The 17,151-nt window shown below is 72.4% G+C and carries 15 protein-coding genes; 6 read left to right on the top strand and 9 right to left on the bottom strand.

What is annotated here, in order from left to right; all coding sequences use genetic code 11:
- Positions 1–141: 141 nt before the first annotated feature.
- The 3 genes from ACZ4MF_RS34445 to ACZ4MF_RS34435 all read right to left on the bottom strand — a co-directional run bounded on the left by ACZ4MF_RS34445 (position 142) and on the right by ACZ4MF_RS34435 (position 4,684).
- Positions 142–2,013, bottom strand: a complete 1,872-nt coding sequence (locus ACZ4MF_RS34445; RefSeq protein ID WP_467496316.1) for a M1 family metallopeptidase — start codon at positions 2,011–2,013, stop codon at positions 142–144.
- Positions 2,014–2,182: 169 nt separating this feature from the next.
- Positions 2,183–2,839 (bottom strand): maltokinase N-terminal cap-like domain-containing protein, encoded by a 657-nt coding sequence (locus tag ACZ4MF_RS34440; protein WP_467496314.1) that lies wholly within the window; start codon positions 2,837–2,839, stop codon positions 2,183–2,185.
- A 237-nt stretch (positions 2,840–3,076) separates the two neighbouring features.
- Entirely contained in the window at positions 3,077–4,684 is a 1,608-nt protein-coding gene (locus tag ACZ4MF_RS34435; protein WP_467496312.1) for an adenosine deaminase family protein, read from the bottom strand.
- 159 nt (positions 4,685–4,843) lie between these two features.
- Between ACZ4MF_RS34435 and ACZ4MF_RS34430 the strand changes: the two genes are divergently transcribed.
- Entirely contained in the window at positions 4,844–5,770 is a 927-nt protein-coding gene (locus ACZ4MF_RS34430; RefSeq protein WP_467496310.1) for an SGNH/GDSL hydrolase family protein, read from the top strand.
- Positions 5,771–5,781: 11 nt separating this feature from the next.
- On the opposite strand, the gene pgm is transcribed toward ACZ4MF_RS34430, so the two are convergent.
- Together pgm and ACZ4MF_RS34420 are read right to left on the bottom strand one after the other, a co-directional pair.
- Positions 5,782–7,422, bottom strand: coding sequence for a phosphoglucomutase (alpha-D-glucose-1,6-bisphosphate-dependent) (pgm, locus tag ACZ4MF_RS34425; protein WP_467496308.1), 1,641 nt, complete (start codon positions 7,420–7,422; stop codon positions 5,782–5,784).
- Positions 7,423–7,560: 138 nt separating this feature from the next.
- Positions 7,561–8,418: a chitosanase gene (locus tag ACZ4MF_RS34420; RefSeq protein ID WP_467496307.1), complete on the bottom strand. Its 858-nt coding sequence runs from the start codon at positions 8,416–8,418 to the stop codon at positions 7,561–7,563.
- A 292-nt stretch (positions 8,419–8,710) separates the two neighbouring features.
- Here ACZ4MF_RS34420 and mgrA point away from each other — a divergent pair, with 292 nt between their 5' ends.
- From mgrA to ACZ4MF_RS34395, 5 genes are all read left to right on the top strand, one after another.
- A complete protein-coding gene (mgrA, locus tag ACZ4MF_RS34415) occupies positions 8,711–9,754 on the top strand; it encodes an L-glyceraldehyde 3-phosphate reductase (protein WP_467496305.1) in 1,044 nt (347 codons plus the stop codon).
- Between the two features lie 177 nt (positions 9,755–9,931).
- Positions 9,932–10,114 (top strand): hypothetical protein, encoded by a 183-nt coding sequence (locus ACZ4MF_RS34410; RefSeq protein WP_467496303.1) that lies wholly within the window; start codon positions 9,932–9,934, stop codon positions 10,112–10,114.
- Positions 10,115–10,234: 120 nt separating this feature from the next.
- Positions 10,235–10,720, top strand: coding sequence for a cation:proton antiporter regulatory subunit (locus ACZ4MF_RS34405; RefSeq protein ID WP_467496301.1), 486 nt, complete (start codon positions 10,235–10,237; stop codon positions 10,718–10,720).
- 4 nt (positions 10,721–10,724) lie between these two features.
- Positions 10,725–11,975, top strand: a complete 1,251-nt coding sequence (locus tag ACZ4MF_RS34400; protein WP_467496299.1) for a cation:proton antiporter — start codon at positions 10,725–10,727, stop codon at positions 11,973–11,975.
- A gap of 45 nt (positions 11,976–12,020) precedes the next feature.
- Positions 12,021–12,650 (top strand): DedA family protein, encoded by a 630-nt coding sequence (locus ACZ4MF_RS34395; protein ID WP_467496297.1) that lies wholly within the window; start codon positions 12,021–12,023, stop codon positions 12,648–12,650.
- A gap of 7 nt (positions 12,651–12,657) precedes the next feature.
- Here ACZ4MF_RS34395 and ACZ4MF_RS34390 read toward each other — a convergent pair whose 3' ends face one another.
- The 4 genes from ACZ4MF_RS34390 to ACZ4MF_RS34375 all read right to left on the bottom strand — a co-directional run bounded on the left by ACZ4MF_RS34390 (position 12,658) and on the right by ACZ4MF_RS34375 (position 16,991).
- Positions 12,658–13,227, bottom strand: coding sequence for a cysteine hydrolase family protein (locus ACZ4MF_RS34390; RefSeq protein WP_467496295.1), 570 nt, complete (start codon positions 13,225–13,227; stop codon positions 12,658–12,660).
- Positions 13,203–14,861, bottom strand: a complete 1,659-nt coding sequence (locus ACZ4MF_RS34385; protein ID WP_467496380.1) for an MFS transporter — start codon at positions 14,859–14,861, stop codon at positions 13,203–13,205. The genes ACZ4MF_RS34390 and ACZ4MF_RS34385 overlap by 25 nt, the downstream gene beginning before the upstream one ends.
- 158 nt (positions 14,862–15,019) lie before the next feature.
- Positions 15,020–15,442, bottom strand: a complete 423-nt coding sequence (locus ACZ4MF_RS34380; RefSeq protein WP_467496293.1) for a MarR family winged helix-turn-helix transcriptional regulator — start codon at positions 15,440–15,442, stop codon at positions 15,020–15,022.
- 52 nt (positions 15,443–15,494) lie between these two features.
- The gene (locus ACZ4MF_RS34375) at positions 15,495–16,991 is read right to left on the bottom strand and encodes an MFS transporter (RefSeq protein WP_467496291.1); all 1,497 of its coding nucleotides are present in this window, start codon (positions 16,989–16,991) and stop codon (positions 15,495–15,497) included.
- Between the last annotated feature and the right edge of the window lie 160 nt (positions 16,992–17,151).

Below are 17,151 nucleotides of genomic sequence, written 5' to 3'. Positions count from 1 at the left end.
GCCCGTGTGCCGCCCCCCCGGCGCCCCCCCCCCCGGCCGGGGCCGCGGGGGCGGTGGGGCCGGGCCCGCCCCCCCCCCCCCCCCGCCGCCGGATCGCTCGCTGCCGGTCGTCGTCAGCGGTCGCCGGCGGTCGAGCCGTCGTCAGCCGTCGATACGGTGCTGGGTCCAGAAGGACGCGAGGTCGGTGGCGGTGGCCGCCTGGGCCGCCGCCTTGAACTCGGCCGTGGTCGACACGCCGTACCAGTGCGCGGTCGCGTAGTCCTTCAGCAGCTTGGTCATGGCGGTGTCGCCGAGGACGCGGCGCAGGTCGTGCAGGGCGCACTTGCCGTAGCCGTAGACGACGGTGGAGTAGCGCGAGGAGTGCGCGTCCCAGTAGGCCATGGAGTCGGTGATCTTCTCGTCGGGCGAGGCCCAGGAGACACTGCTCCAGCAGTTGCTGCCGGTCTTGCCGAGGGCGAGGTCGGTGGCGTAGTCGGTGAACGCCTCGTCCAGCCAGGGGCTGTTGTACTCGTCGTCGCCGACGATGCCGTACCACCACTGGTGGCCGATCTCATGGGTGAGCGCGGTGCTGCTGACCACGTCCAGGACGAACCCCGGATACTCCATGCCGCCGAACCAGTAGTTGTTGTCGAGCACGGCGTCCAGCTCGCCGTAGGGATAGGCGCCGAAGCGGCCCGCGTGGGCGTCCACGGCGCTCTTCGCGGTGCCGAGCATGGACTGGGCGTTGGCGGAGCTGATGCCCGAGACGGAGTAGACGTTCACCGCGACACCGGCGGACGAGGTGCCGGAGATCTTGGTGAAGGGTCCGGCGGCCCAGGCGAAGTCGCGCACCGAGGACGCCGTCGCGGTCGTCACCGTACGGCCGCCCGTGCCGGGGGTGTCGGTGGAGGTGCCGGTGGCCGGGACCAGCAGGCTGCTGGGGTGGTCCAGGGTCACCTTGAAGTCGGCGGCCAGGGAGTAGAAGGACTCGCCGTTGTTGGTGTACGGGTCCAGGTGCCAGCCGGAGCTGTCGCGGACGGCGAGGACGGGCAGGGCGTTGCCGATGAAGCTGTAGGCGCCGTCATGGCCGAAGCGGTCGGCGCCGCTGGGCACCGTGATACCGAGGTCGAAGCCGATGGTGGCGCTCTGGCCCTGGGCGAGCGGGGCCGGCAGGTCGACCTTGACGGCGGTGCAGTCCACGGTGGGCGCCTGCGCGGTGCCGCCGGTGATGCCCGTGACCCGGATCGGCATGGCGTCGCACGTGCCGTGGTAGTTGTCCCACAGCCGCAGGTAGACCCCGTTCAGCGCGGTGGCCGAGGCGTTGGTGAAGGTCACGCTCTCGTGCCCGGTCCACTGAGTGCCGGTCGTGTCGCTGCTGAGGTTCACGCTGTACGAGGGCGCGGCCGGGGTGCGGGTCGAGTCGCTCGGCGGTGCGGTGCCGCCGGAGGTGTCGAGCGCGATGTCGTCCAGCACGAAGCTGGTCTGCAGGCTGGAGTCCTCGGTCCCGGTGAAGGACAGGCTGACGGTCTGACCGGCGTACGCCGACACGTCGAACGACTTCTTCACGTAGCCGGTGTTCTTGTCGAGGTTCGAGTACGTGCCCAGCGTCGTGCCGCCGATCTTGGCCGTGAGCTTGTCGTACGCGACGGACGACGTGGTCTCGGCGGTGTCGATGTGCAGCCAGAAGGTGAGGGTGGCCCGGTCGCACCCGGCGGGGACGGTGACGCTCTGGCTCAGGGTGTCGGTGTGGGTGCCGCCGGTGCCGTCCAGCCAGGCGTAGGAGCTGCCGCCGTGGGCGGTCTGTCCGGAGCGGCTGGTGATCGTGCCGGACGAGGACGCGGTCCACGACGACGCGCCGTTCTCGAAGCCGCCGTTGCCGACGACCTGTGCCGGAGTGCAGGAGGCGGCCGGGCGCGGGGTCTGGTGCGGGGCCGGCTGGGCTGCGGCGGCGGGGCCTGCGGGGAGGACGAAGGCGGCCAGCGCGGCGACGGTGAGCGCACCGGCGCCGAGGGCCTTGTGGGGGGTCGGTCTCACACGCTACTCCTTTGCGGCGGCCGGGATCCCGGCCTGCTCGATGGCGGCCGGCCGGCTGGGGTGCGCCGGCGCGGCCGCGGACGGGGCTTGCGCGATCACTCGAAGCGTCGAACCGTCAAAAGAGTGTCAGATTTGACCGGACCATGCCAGAAGGCCGCCCGACATGGCGTCAGGCCGCGCGCACCGTCACGAACAGCGCCGACAGCCGCGCGCCGTCCGGCGCCTGCCAGCTGCGGGCCACGTGGCCGAGCGCGCCCTCGGGGGGCAGCGGCGGGTGCTCCGGGACGGGGGTCAGGACCCGGTGCACCTGGAGGACCGTGCCGTGCGGCGCGGGGAGGCGGGTGCCGTGCTCGTCGTCGGCCGGGGCGGGCGTGAAGCCGTCGAGGGTGAACGGGGATCCGGCGTAGGACAGGGCCACCTCGCGGTCCGGGGTGTTGTCGATGCTCTGGGCCTGTGCCTGGGCCCGGCCGTCGATGAGCTTCAGGAGCTCGGCGGCCAGCACCGGGTCGTGGCAGCCGTCGTAGGCCCAGCGCCTGCCCAGCACACCGTGCTCCAGCGTGCCGACGAGGGCGTGCTCCGCGCCCGCCAGCGGTGCGCCGCGGTACGTCAACGGGGCGAGGTAGGCGGTCGGTTCGGGGGTGGAGGTGTCCGTGGCCACCATGAACTCGATGCCGACCTCGCCCGCCGGGTCGTCCAGCCGGAAGCCACCGGACTTGGTCAGCACCGGGGCGTCCGGGCCGCCGCGGTACCAGGGGCGGGTGGGCAGCCAGTCGGTGAGCAGCTCCAGCTTCGTGGGCTTGAGCGTGGTGTGGTGGATGATGGCCATGAGGCCCCTCTCCTCCGTCGCGCGGTCACTGTCCCCCGCAGCTTCGCACACCGTTCCCGCAGGTCACCCACCTGGCTCTGGCCGGCGGACCCCGGTTCCGGGAGCGCGCCGGGCGACATTGGCGCAGAGTCGACGGGTACCCGGCGACAGGACGCGGCCCACCGTGTGCAGGGTGGGCCGCTTCTCGGTCAACTGGCTTGTTTCAGGGGTGAGTTGAGAAGGAGGGGCGCACTGCCGTCAGGCGTGGGCCCGCTCGAAGGCGGCGAAGGCCGCCTCCTGGCGCCATTCGAGCTGCGCCTTGGCGCTGCCGCCGAGGAACTTCCGGCAGCCCGCGCCGCGCACGGGCAGGCCGGGGCGCTCAGCACGGCAGACCGGCACCGGGTGGAAGCCCTGGGCGGTGGGGTTGCCCTGCCACAGGCTCGCGCCGGGCAGGAAGGCGTACTCCAGCGAGGTGCGGGCCAGGTCCTTCAGCTCGGGGTAGCCGAGGCCGTAGGTCTCGGCGGCGTACTGGTACTCGTGGGTGATGTCGATGCGGGACACCCCGGGGTCGTCGGTGGACAGGACGACGGGGACGCCGTAGCGCAGGTAGGTGGTGAAGGGGTGGTCGCCGCCCTTCACGCCGAGGATCTGGGCGTTGCTGGAGAAGGGCACCTCGACTGCGATCCGGCGCTTCGCCATCGTCCGAGCGGTGCGCTGCCAGTCGTCCTCCCAGCGCAGGTCGACACCGTGCCCGACGCGCTCGGTGTGCGCGACGTCCACGGCCTCCTCGATGTGGGACTCCAGGGCCTCGGGCTTGACCAGTCCGGGCCACAACTCCCCCGCGTGCAGGGAGACATGGGCCTTCGGGTACTGGGTGCGCAGATAGCCGACCATGCGCATCTGGAGGCTGTAGTTCCGCAGCGAGCTGTCCCAGTCCTCGGGCTGGACGAGGTTGACCGCGACGAAGCGCGGGTCGGCCTCGGCCAGCCGCATGCCGAGCGCGAGCTGGGTGAAGGTCCGCTCGGGGGAACCGCCCCGGTTCGCCTGGGAGATCCAGCGGATCGTGAGCCCGCAGCCGGGGCGGGCCTTCGGGGTGCCGCAGTGCTCGGCGGCACGGAACTCGGCGTCGCCGCCGTCGGCCTCCTTGCGGGCGTCGGCGACCAGCCTGTCCAGCTTGCCGCCCGCCAGCAACGTGCGGTGCAGGGCGGCGAGATCGTCGTCCCAGCCGACCTCGGCGGCGAGCTTCTTCGCGCCGTCCGAGGCCGGGGTGACCATCGTCTCCAGATAGAACTGGTTGTTGCGTACGGTGGTATCGGCGACGTCGGCGAGCAGCTTGCCGCGATTGCGCCAGGTGACCTCGCCGAACTTGTCGAACGTCCCGAAGAAGTGGTCGTGGCCGTTCCGGCCGGGCGGGAAGTCCTGCATGGACCAGGCCCGGACGATCGCGCCGTGGAAGGCGCGGTCGGTGCGCGCGTCGGCGGCGGGACGGGTGCCGGTGCCGCAGGGCGGCTCGGCCGCGGCGAGGGTCGTGGTGTTGATGCACAGGCCGTCCTCGGCGGCCAGCTCGATCAGGTATTCCGTGGTGACCGCGCCGGAGAGGTGGTTGTGCAGGTCGCCGCCCTTGGGCATCGCCCGGAAGAAGTCACGCAGGGCCGCGGGCCGGTCGTGGAGGGAACGCAGAGCGGCATCCGTGCGTGCCTCCGCGGGCGTGACGGCCCGGCGCACGGGCTGTGCGGGGCGTCCGGCGTCCGCGCCCGCCGGCTGGGCGGCGGCGGGCAGGGCGGAGAGCAGGGACAGGACACTGAGGGTGCCGAGCGCGGCCGGAACGGCACGGCGGCGCAGGGCACTTCGACGGTTCGGCTTCACACGGGCATGTTCACGGGTCGGTGACGGCCGTACGTCGATCCTCGGCCGGCGGTACCCGACCGAGTGACATGTCCGCGAATAAACTCGTTCGTTCCTGCTTCTGGTCGGCGGCGCCTACCGGACGGTATACAGAACCGGTCCAACCCAGGGGGAGGAATCATGGCGAGATCCACGCGTCCGGCGGGCGGTACGGGAGTCCGGCGGCGGGCCGCGGCACTCGGGGCGGCACTGGGCGGCTGCGCCCTCGTCGCCGCCTCGGCGGTCCCGGCCGCCGCGCACCCCGGCGGCCCCGGCCGCGGCACCGACTACGTGGCGCTCGGTGACTCCTACACCTCGGGCCCCGGCATCCCGGCCCAGGTGGACGCCAACTGTGCCCGCTCCGACCACAACTACCCCTCGCTGGTGGCCGCGGGACGGCGCGTGAGCACCTTCACGGACGTCAGCTGTGCCGGTGCGACGACCGCCGAGATGTGGCGGGCGCAGGGCACGAACAGGCCCCAGCTCGACGCGGTGCGGCGGGACACGGACCTCGTGACGGTCCAGATCGGCGGCAACGACGTCGGATTCGGCGCGATCATCGCCACCTGCGCCCGGCTCGCCGCCCAGGACCCGACGGGCAACCCCTGCGAGCGCTCCTACGAGGCCGTCGGCTACGACCGGTTGACCCTCGCGATCGCGCAGACCGCGCCGAAGGTCGACCAGGTGCTGCGGGCCGTGCACGCCCGGGCGCCGCACGCGCGGGTGGTCGTCGTCGGCTACCCGGACCTGCTGCCCGACGACGGCACCGGCTGCTTCCCCCAGGTCCCCTTCGCCCAGGGCGACTTCCCCTACCTCCGGGACACCGAGAAGCACCTGAACCTGATGCTGCGGCTGGTGGCGGCGGTCAACCGGGCCGAATACGTGGACACCTACGGCCCCACGGTCGGCCACGACATGTGCAAGTCGCCCGCGGACCGCTGGATCGAGCCGCTCCAGCCCGCCGCGCCCGCGGCCCCGGCCCACCCCAACGCCAGGGGGGAAGGGGCCATGGCCCGGGCGGTCCTGGACCGGCTGGACCGCCCGGACCGGCATCGCGGGCGCGGCTGAGCGACCGGCGTTCAGCCGCCCAGCGCGGCGCGCACCACGGCCTTGGCCTCCTCCTGGACCCGGGCGAGGTGGCCGGGGCCGAGGAAGGACTCGGCGTAGACCTTGTAGACGTCCTCGGTGCCCGAAGGGCGGGCCGCGAACCAGGCGTTGTCCGTGGTGACCTTGATCCCGCCGATCGCGGCGCCGTTGCCGGGCGCCTCGGTGAGCACGGCCGTGACCGGCTCGCCGGCGAGGGTGTCGGCGGTGACCTGGGCGGGAGACAACGTGCCGAGCAGCGCCTTCTGTTCGCGGGTCGCGGGCGCGTCGATGCGGGCGTAGGCGGGGGCACCGAAGCGGGCGATCAGGCCCGCGTAGTGCTCCGACGGGGTCCGGTCCGTGACGGCCGTGATCTCGGAGGCGAGCAGGGCGAGGATGATGCCGTCCTTGTCGGTGGTCCACACCGAGCCGTCGCGGCGCAGGAAGGACGCGCCGGCCGACTCCTCGCCGCCGAACCCGAGGGAGCCGCCGACCAGTCCGTCCACGAACCACTTGAATCCGACCGGGACTTCGACGAGCTGCCGGCCGAGGTCGGCGGCGACCCGGTCGATCATCCTGGAGGAGACGAGCGTCTTTCCGACGCCCGCGCCGGCGGGCCAGTGCTCGCGGTGCCGGTAGAGGTAGTCGATGGCGACCGCGAGGTAGTGGTTGGGGTTCATCAGGCCCCCGTCCGGGGTGACGATGCCGTGCCGGTCGGCGTCGGCGTCGTTGCCGGTGGCGATGCGGAAGCGGTCGCGCTGCTCGATGAGGGAGGCCATCGCGTAGGGCGAGGAGCAGTCCATGCGGATCTGGCCGTCCCAGTCCAGCGTCATGAACCGCCAGGTGGGGTCGGTGCGTGGATTGACCACGGTCAGGTCGATGCGGTGTTCTTCGGCGATGCGGCCCCAGTAGGCGACGGAGGCGCCGCCGAGCGGGTCGGCGCCGATGCGCACCCCGGCCGCACGGATCGCGTCCAGGTCCAGCACGCTCGGCAGATCACCGACGTAGGCACCGAGGAAGTCGTACCGTCCGGTCGTCCCGGCGGCGAGCGCACGGGCGTACGGCAGCCGTCGCACGTCCTTCAGGCCGCCGGTGATGATCTGGTTGGCACGGTCCTGGATCCAGGAGGTGGCGTCGGAGGCGGCGGGGCCGCCGCTCGGCGGGTTGTACTTGAAGCCGCCGTCGGCGGGCGGGTTGTGCGAGGGGGTGACCACCACGCCGTCGGCGAGCCCTGAGGTGCGGCCGCGGTTGTGGGTCAGGATGGCGTGCGAGACGGCCGGGGTGGGCGTGTAGCCGTCGGCGCTGTCGATCAGGACGCTCACGCCGCCGGCGGCGAACACCTCCAGCGCGGTGACCTTCGCGGGCTCCGACAGGGCGTGGGTGTCGGCCCCCAGGAAGAGGGGGCCGTCGATGCCCTGCGCCGCGCGGTACTCGCAGATGGCCTGGCTCGTGGCCGCGATGTGGTCCTCGTTGAAGGCGCTCGCCAGGGACGAGCCCCGGTGCCCGGAGGTGCCGAACGCGACCCGCTGTGCCGGATCGGCAGGATCCGGGTGGAACGCGTAGTACGCCGTGACCAGCCGGGCCACGTCGACCAGGTCCTCGGGCTCGGCCGGCCGGCCCGCTCGCTCGTGCGGCATGGGTCCCTGTTCCTCCGCGTCGGTGTGATCGATGCCTGTGTGATCGATCGCTCGCCGCCCATCTTTCCCCGCCAGGGCCCTGACCCGCGAGTACACCCCGCTCGCGGGTCGGGCGATGCGATGCCGGCCGGTGCGGTGTCAGCCGATGTGGTAACTGTCCCCGTACGTCTTCCAGTCGAGCGGGGTGTCCAGGTCGAGGTTGCCCTTGCGCAGGAAGACCCGCTGCTCGGTGTCGACGCGGCTGGTGTCGCTGTGCGCCTCCTCCTGCTTCATGGCCCACACCCGGGCGTCGAGGAAGGCGTTGAGGTACGTCGTCTCGTCGCCGCCCTGCGCCGGCGGCTTGGCGCTGCGCAGGGCGCGCTTGCGGATGTTGCCGAAGCTGGTCGGGTCGCCGCCGTCGCCGTGCATGACGATGGCGTCGTAGTAGCAGAACTGGCCGAGCGCGCGCAGGCCGTCCGTCTTGCCCTGGCTGACCGCGGGGTTGAAGTAGACGCGGTCGCGCTCGTCGTTCTGGCACTGCTGGAAGACGGCGTCCTTGGCCGCCGTACGCCAGTCCCTGGGGTAGTTCGGGTCGAGGCCGGCGTGCGAGTCGCTGCCGTTGACCTTGCGCAGGGCGGGGAGGTACTTCGCGAGGACGTTGCCGGACCTGCGGTCGGCGTAGAGCTGGACGAGGTCGAGCATGTCGCCGGTGCCGGAACAGAAGCCGATGATGCCGGCGGTGTAGCCGCGGCCGTCGCCGATGTCCTCGATGTACTTGTACTGGGCCTTCCAGTCGAGCGAGGAGTTCTCCGCGCTCGACACGAGTTCCATGGCGATCTCCTTCTTCGCCGGGTCGTCGAGGCCCGCTCCGGCAGCGCGGGCCGCCGGGGCCGACGGGGCCGCGCTCGCGCGCCCGGTGCCGATCAGGGCACCGGAGGCGACGGCGGCGCCGAGCACGGCGACGAGAGTGCGGCGGGAGACGGTGGCGGGGGATGATTCGCGGTCTGCGTGCACCACAGGGACTCCAAGTCGAGGCGGGGGGTGGGGAGTTGGTCCGTACCGCAGTACTGGTAGGAAAGTTTCCTATCAGAAGTGCCACGGACCGGAAACCCGGCTCGCGCGAAGTTCGTAGGATCGGACAACCGCAACCTCCGCGACGAGGCGGGTCGTCCGCGCCCGATTCAGAAACGGAATCACTCAGTCCCATCCGGTACGGCGGTTGGACGTGCGCGGCATGCGGAAGCGAGGGTGGACCCGCCCCCTCCACGACCGGAGAGGCGGCCCCTACGGCACCACCCGGAGAGACCCGATGACCCACGTCGCGGACCCCGCTCGCTACGACGGCACCATGCGCTACCGGCGCACCGGCCGCTCGGGACTGGACCTGCCGGTCCTGTCGCTCGGCTACTGGCACAACTTCGGCGACGACCGCCCCTTCGAGACCCAGCGCGAGATCGCGCTGCGCGCCTTCGACCTCGGGATCACCCACCACGACCTGGCCAACAACTACGGCCCGCCGTACGGCGCGGCCGAGCTGAACTTCGGGCGGCTGCTGAAGCGTGACCTCGCGCCGTACCGGGACGAGCTGGTGGTCTCCACCAAGGCCGGCTGGGACATGTGGCCCGGTCCCTACGGGCAGGGCGGCGGCTCGCGCAAGTACGTGCTGGCCTCGCTCGACCAGTCGCTGCGCCGGATGGGCGTGGACTACGTGGACATCTTCTACTCCCACCGGCTGGACGCCTCCACGCCGCTGGAGGAGACGATGGGCGCGCTCGACACCGCCGTCCGCCAGGGCAAGGCCCTCTACGTGGGCATCTCCTCCTACGACGCCGAGCGCACCCGGCAGGCGGCCGCGATCCTGCGCGAGCTGGGGACCCCGCTGCTGATCCACCAGCCGTCGTACAGCATGGTCAACCGCTGGATCGAGACCGACGGCCTGCTGGACACCGCCGAGGAGGAGGGCTTCGGGGTCATCGGCTTCACGGCGCTCGCGCAGGGGCTGCTGACGGGCCGTTACCTGGAGGGCGTGCCGCGGGACTCGCGGGCCGCGCAGGGCACGTCGTTCGACACGTCCTGGCTCACGGACGACATGCTGGACCGGCTGCGGTCGCTGAACGACATCGCGGCCCGGCGCGGCCAGACCCTCGCTCAGCTGGCGCTGGCGTGGGCGTTGCGGGACGAGCGGGTGACGTCGCTCGTGATCGGCGCCTCGCGGACCGAGCAGTTGGAGCAGAACGTGGCGGCCCTGGAGAACCTGGACTTCAGCGCCGAGGAACTGGCCGAGATCGACAAGTACGCGACCGACGGCGGCGTGGACCTGTGGCGGGAGGCCCGGCTCGGCAACCTCGGCTGACTCACCGCGATCCGGGGGGAGGCGCGGTGGAGGGGGCGGGCACGATGCGGCGTCGAGTGACGTACGTCACAGACAGGCGGGATATCTCGGACATACTGGAAGTGGCCTGACAGCGTTGTCACCGCCCACGGCAACGCCGTCACCCCTCCCCGCGACTTCCGAGGAGCCGCACCGCTCATGGTCTACGGAGCCCACCGCAGCCCCCTCCTGCCTCCCCGACCCGACCTGGGTCTCGCCCGCGACTGCGAGGTGTGCCTCGGCTGGGGAACCGTCGTCAGCCGTGACGGCGAGCACGAGCTGTGCCACGCCTGCCAGCTCGCCCCCGAGGACGACGAGACCCCCTCGCGCCACGGCGCATAACGGCACCCCACCCCGCATCCCCGCCCCCGTCCGACCGGGCCCGCCCGGCCGCCCCGCGCGGCCAGGATAAGGTTCCGGCAATGGTTTCGCCAAGAAACCGTCAAACGGACAGGGGCAGCCATGGGCGCCGCACGCACGAGCAGGACGCCGTTGCCAGGCATCGGCGTCCGGTACGACCTGACGACCCGCGAACACCGCGGACTGTCGGTGGTGGCCCACCGGGACGGGTCGAGGACGCTGAGCGCGTACCAGGGCGACGACCCCGACGCCTGTGCGCTGTCGGTCCATCTCACGGGCCAGGAGGCGGAGGCCCTGGCCGGCACCCTGAAGCCCACCCACCACAGCCCGAACCTGCTGTCCACGACGGAGCTCGGCCTGGTGGCCGAGCGGATCGAGCTGTCCTCGGGCTCGTACTGGAACGGCCGGCTGCTCGGCGACACCCGGATGCGCACCGAGACCGGGGTGTCGATCGTGGCCGTACTGCGCCGCGCCGAGGCCATCCCCTCCCCCGGACCCGACTTCCGGCTGGCCGGCGGGGACACGCTGATCGTGATCGGCACCCGCGAGGGCGCCGACGCGGCCGCCGCGATACTCGGGCGGGAGTGAGCGCGTGCATTCCTCCGCGGTCTTCCTGATCGAGTTCGGCGCCATCATCCTGGGCCTCGGCCTGCTCGGCCGGCTCGCCGCCCGCCTGCGGTTCTCCCCGATACCCCTGTACCTGCTGGCCGGGCTGGCCTTCGGCGAGGGCGGGCTGCTGCCGCTCGGCGCCAGCGAGGAGTTCGTGGCCGTCGGCGCCGAGATCGGCGTGATCCTGCTGCTGCTCATGCTGGGCCTGGAGTACACGGCCAGCGATCTGGTGTCCAACCTCAAGACCCAGTACCCGGCCGGCCTCGTCGACATGGCCCTCAACGCCCTGCCCGGCGCCGCGACGGCCCTGCTGCTGGGCTGGGGTCCGATCGCCGCCGTCGTACTGGCCGGCATCACCTGGATCTCCTCCTCCGGCGTCATCGCCAAGGTCCTCGGCGACCTGGGGCGGATCGGCAACCGGGAGACCCCGGTGATCCTCAGCATCCTGGTGCTGGAGGACCTGTCCATGGCGGTCTATCTGCCGGTCGTCACAGCGCTGCTGGCCGGCACCGGCTTCGCCGCAGGCAGCCTCACCCTGGGCATCGCGCTCGGCGTGGCCGGCCTGGTCCTGCTGGTGGCGGTGCGCTTCGGCCGGCACATCTCCCGCTTCGTCTCCACCGACGACCCGGAGAAGCTGCTGCTCGTGGTGCTCGGGCTGACGCTGCTGGTCGCCGGGGTGGCGCAGCAGCTCCAGGTGTCGGCGGCCGTCGGCGCGTTCCTGGTCGGCATCGCCCTGTCCGGCGAGGTCGCCGAGGGCGCCCACAACCTGCTCGCGCCGCTGCGGGACCTGTTCGCGGCGGTGTTCTTCGTCTTCTTCGGTCTGCACACGGACCCGGCGAGCATCCCGCCGGTGCTGCTGCCCGCGCTCGCGCTGGCCGTGGTCACCGCGCTCACCAAGATCGCGACGGGGTACTGGGCGGCCCGGCGTGCGGGCGTCTCGGCCAAGGGCCGCTGGCGGGCGGGCGGCACGCTGGTCGCGCGCGGCGAGTTCTCCATCGTCATCGCCGGTCTCGCCGTCACCTCCGGGATCGACTCCGACCTCGGCCCGCTGGCCACCGCGTACGTGCTGATCCTCGTCGTCCTCGGCCCGCTGACCGCCCGCTGCACCGAGCCGCTCGCCCGCCGGCTGACCGGCCTGCGGTCCGGACCCGCGGCATCGGCCGAGGAGCCGCGCCCCGTCGCGGCGGACCCGACCGCGGCCGTACCGGACGAGGACACCGTGGCCCGCTCCTGACCCGCCGCAGCCCGGGGGCGGGCCGGCCGGACGTACCGTGGTGTCATGTCCGCCCCTCCGCTCCCGGGCCCGCTGGCCCATCTGGCGCCGCTGCTCGAACACTACGGCTACTGGGCGGTCGGGGCGGTGGTCCTGGTCGAGGACTTCGGGGTGCCCGCGCCCGGCGAGACGATGCTGCTGGCGGCGGGGGTGTACGCGGGCGCGGGGCGGCTGAACGTCGTGGCGGTCGCGGTCATCGCCTTCGTCGCGGCCCTCGTCGGGGACAACATCGGCTATCTGATCGGCCGGGTCGGTGGGCGGGCGTTCGTGCATCGGTGGGGGAAGTACGTCTTCCTGACGCCGGAGCGGTTCGCCGCCGCCGAGGAGTTCTTCGCCCGGCACGGCGGCAAGATCGTGACCGTGGCCCGGTTCATCGAGGGGCTGCGCCAGGCCAACGGCATCATCGCGGGCACCACCGGCATGCCCTGGCCGCGCTTCCTCGTCTTCAACGCGCTCGGCGCGGCGCTGTGGGTCGGCCTGTGGACGACCCTCGCCTACCTGGCGGGCAGTCACATCACCACCATCTACGCCGAGGTCAACCGCTATCTGCTCTACGTCGTCGGCGCCGCCGCCGTCGTTCTCGCGGCCCTCGTCGTGCGCCATGTCGTACGCAGGCGGCGCGCGAAGACGGCGTAGCGCGGCCTCAACTACCGCCTCTGGCAGGGCACTTGGTCCAGTCCGCGACGGACAGCACGTCCGCCTGGCGGGGGAAGACCTTCTCGGTGAGGACGCGGTGGACCTCCGGGTCCGCGTCGAGGCAGGCGTCGGCGAGGACGGTGAGGCGGAAGTCGAGGTCGGCGGCCTGGCGCAGGGTGGACAGGACGACGCCGCTGGTGGCGATGCCGGTGAGCACCAGATGCTCGATGCCGCCCGATCGCAGGACGAGGCCGAGGTCGCTGCCCGCGAACGCGCTCACCCGGCGCTTGGTGACGATCACGTCCTCGGGGCGCGGTGCGACGTCCGGGTGGATCTCGGCGCCGGGGTCGCCCGTGACGAGTCGGCCGGAGCCCGCGACGGCGCTGAACGACTTGTTGCGCGGGCTGACTTCGGGGTGGCCCGGCCGGAAGCCGACCACCACGTGGATCACCGGCAGCTCGGCCGCGCGGGCGGCGGCGACGGCCTCGCCGAGGCGGCCGAGGTAGTCGCCGGAGGTGTCGAAACGGCCGAGGACGGAGCGCTGGACGTCCATCACGAGGAGCGCGCTGTGCGGCACGAGGGCTGTCCTTTCGTGTCGTGCCCGGGCTTCGGGGTGTCGTCGTCGGCGCGCTGGTGGCCGCCGCGCAGCGCGGAGGCGAGTGCGGAGACCAGGGCCATGCCGGTGGCGACGCCGAAGACGATGGCCAGGCCGTGGTGGAAGGGGCCGGAGACCAGCTCCGGGAAGAAGGTGTGGCCGGTCAGGGTGGCGCGCTGGGCCGCGGTCAGCCGGTCCAGGGTGCCGCCGGAGCCGAGCAGATGGCCGATGGGGTTGTTGCCCAGGAAGGTGGCGAACAGGGTGCTGACCGGCGGTAGCGAGGCCACCTCATGGGCAGTGCCGGCCGGGACGCCGTGGGCCTGGAGCCCTGCGGCGAGCGTCTTCGGCAGGGTGCCGGCGAGCCCGGACACCATGAGCGAGAAGAAGACGCCGATGGACAGGGCCGTGCCCGAGTTCTGGAAGGTGGAGCGCATTCCGGAGGCCACGCCCCGGTAGCGGGCCGGCACGCTGCCCATGATGGAGGAGGTGTTGGGCGCGGAGAACATGCCCTGGCCCAGCCCGTTGAGCAGGAGCAGCGTCGCGAAGACGCCGTAGTCGAAGTCCACCGGCAGGGCGAGCAGACCGAGGAAGGACGCGGCGACGACGAGCAGCCCTGCGGTGGAGAACAGCCGGGCGCCGAACCGGTCGGACAGATAGCCGGAGACCGGCCCGGCGATCAGGAAGCCGAGGGTGAGCGGGAGCATGAAGATGCCGGCCCACAGCGGGGTGTCCTCGAAGGCGTAGCCGTGCAGCGGCAGCCAGATGCCCTGGAGCCAGATGATCAGCATGAACTGGAGTCCGCCGCGGGCGATCGCGGTCAGCAGGGCGGCCAGGTTGCCCGCGGCGAACGCCCGCACCCTGAACAGCGACAGCCGGAACATCGGCTCGGGGACACGGGTCTCGACGCAGGCGAACACCAGCAGCAGGAAGAGGCCGCCGAACAGGCCGCTCAGGACCCAGGGGTTGGTCCAGCCGGTGGAGTGGCCGCCGTAGGGCTGGATGCCGTAGGTGATGCCGGCGAGCAGGATGCCCGCGCCGCAGGCGAAGGCGATGTTGCCGAGCCAGTCGACCCGGCCGCGGCCGCCGACGGAGGTCTCGCGCAGGCTCAGGTACGACCAGATCGTGCCGGTGATGCTCACCGGGACGCTCACCCAGAACACCGCCCGCCAGTCGACCGCGGCCAGCAGACCGCCGGCGAGCAGGCCGAGGAACTGTCCGGCGAGCGCGGTGATCTGGTTGACGCCGAGGGCCATGCCGCGCTGCCGGGCCGGGAAGGCGTCGGTGAGGATCGCGGCCGAGTTGGCGGTGAGCATGGATCCGCCGAAGGCCTGCACGATGCGCCACAGGATGAGCCACAGCGCGCCCGCACCGGCCCGGAACGGGTCGAGGGACAGCGCGACGGAGGCGCACGCGAAGACCAGGAAGCCCAGGTTGTAGATGCGGACCCGGCCGAACATGTCGCCGAGCCGGCCGAGGACGACGACCAGGACGGCCGAGACCAGCAGATAGCCGAGGATCATCCACAGCAGATAGCCGATGTTCCCGGCCGCGAGCGGGTCGAGCCCGATCCCGCGGAAGATCGCCGGCAGCGAGATGATCACGATGGAGGCGTCCATCGTGGCGATCAGCACGCCGAGCGTGGTGTTGGAGAGGGCGACCCACTTGTAGCCGGGGCCCGGGGGTGTGTCCCGCAGCCGCGCGGAACGCGCGAGCAGCCGGCCGCGTATGCCGCCGCCGTCGCCGGTTGCGCCCGCCGCCGCGGGCCGGGCGCCGCTCACAGTCGTTCCGCCAGTCGGTCGAGCAGGGGCAGGACGTCCTGGAGGGCCTGCCGTTCCTGCGGGGTGAACTCGTCGAGCGCGTGGGCGAGCCGGGTCACGGACTCGGAGCGGCGCTGCTCCAGCATGGTCCGGCCCTCGCCGGTGACGGAGACGATGGCCCGGCGCCCGTCCGCCGTGTCGGGCGCGCGGCGGACGAGCCCGCGCTGTTCGAGCCCGGCGAGTGTGGCGGCCATGGCCTGCGGCCGGACCCGCTCCAGTTCGGCGAGCGAGCCCGGTGAGTCCGGACCGGTCCGGGCGAGCCGGGCCAGCACCGAGACTCCTGACAGCGACACGTCCCCGACCGCGTGCGCCTGCCGCAGCCGCCGGACGGTGCGCCCCATGGCCAGCCGGAGCCCGGCGGCGAGTGCAACCGTATCCATGCTGCTAACAATAGGTTTATCAGTCTGGACTGTTCAACCAAGCGTAAGTAATTCACCGGGAGGCCGGCACCTGCTCGCGGGGAGTCGTCGTCGCGGCGGGGCCGGATGCCGGGCGCAGGGTGAGGGTCAGTACGGCGAGGGCGGCGAAGATGACGGCGGCGGCGACACCGACGGTGTGCAGGCTCGCGGTGAACGCCTCCCGCGCGGTGTGCAGCAGTTCCGCGCCCCGGTCGGCCGGAAGACGCCGGCTCGCCGCGACCGCGCCGGCCGGCGAGTCGGACGTGCCATGGGTGCGGTCGCGGTAGACCGCCGCGGCCAGCACACCGAGCAGTGCGAAGCCGAGCGAGCCGCCGAAGTAGTTGCCGGTCTCCGACATCGACGCCGCCGAGCCGGCCCGCTCCGGCGGCACGGACCCGACGACCAGTCCGGTGCCGAGCGCGAACAGCGGGCCGGTGCCGAGGGCCAGCACGGCGATCCCGGTCATGACCAGCGGCAGGGCGAGCGACCCGTGGACGCCGACCAGCAGCAGACTTCCCAGCGCCGATGCCACGAGCCCGCCCGCGATCGCGGTCGTCTGTTGCATCCGCCGGGCGAGCAGGGGCGCGGTCAGGGTGCCGACCGCCACGCCCAGCCCCATGGGCGCGAACAGCACCGCCGACGCGAGCGGCGAGTGCCCCAGCACACTCTGCAGGTACTGGGTCACCACCAGACCTGTGCCCGCCATGGCGACACCGGCGAGGACCAGCGCGACGAGGACGGCCGTGAAGGGTCGGCTGCGCAGCAGCCGCAGGTCCAGCAGCGGCTCCGGAAGCCTCAGTTGACGGCGGACGAACAGCGCTCCGACGGCCGCTCCCACGACGAGGGCCGCCGCCGGGACGGCCGACGCGTGCTGGAGGCTCAGCTGCTTGATGCCGTAGACCAGCAGCAGCACGGACACGAGCGACAGCCCGGCGCTCGCCGGATCCGGCCGCCCGGCCCGGTCGCCGCGGGACTCCGGCAGCAGCAGCGGACCGGCGAGCAGCAGCACCGCCATCGCCGGTACGGCGGCGAGGAACACCGAGCCCCACCAGAAGTGCTGGAGCAGGAGGCCGGCCAGCACCGGTCCGAGCGCACCGCCGGTGAACTGGCAGCTCGCCCAGATCGCGATGGCCTGCCCGCGCTGACGTTCGTCGCGGAACATGGTGGTGATCAGGGCGAGGGTGGACGGCGCCAGCGTCGCTCCGGCGACGCCCAGCAGCGCGCGCACGACGATCAGCATCAGCGGGCCGACCGCCCACGCGGCGGCGACCGACAGCGCCGCGAAGGCCGCCGCGCCGGTCAGGAGCAGTCGCCGACGCCCGATCCGGTCGCCGAGCGTGCCCATCGTGATGACGAGGCCCGCCACCATGAGCCCGTAACTGTCGCTGATCCAGAGCTGCTCGACGTTGTCGGCGCCCAGGTCGGCGCTCAGTCGTGGCAGCGCGAGCAGCAGGGCCGTCATGTCCATCGCGACGACCGAAGTCGGCAGCATGAGGACGGCCAGTCCCAGCCGTGCCCGGTTGACCCGCATCTCGGATCCTCCTTGTTCTGTCGATGTCTCGCCGGTCGTCGGAGCGGGCGACGGCTTCTTGACACGGGTGCGGAGGGGAATTTCCGTGGCGGGGGAAAACTCGTGGGAATCATCGGGCGAGGGATGTCAAGAAGTCGACGGCGGCTCCGACCAACCCGTC

It is taken from the genome of Streptomyces sp. NPDC025793 (assembly GCF_055558375.1).
This window is presented reverse-complemented; position numbering and strand designations above follow the sequence as displayed.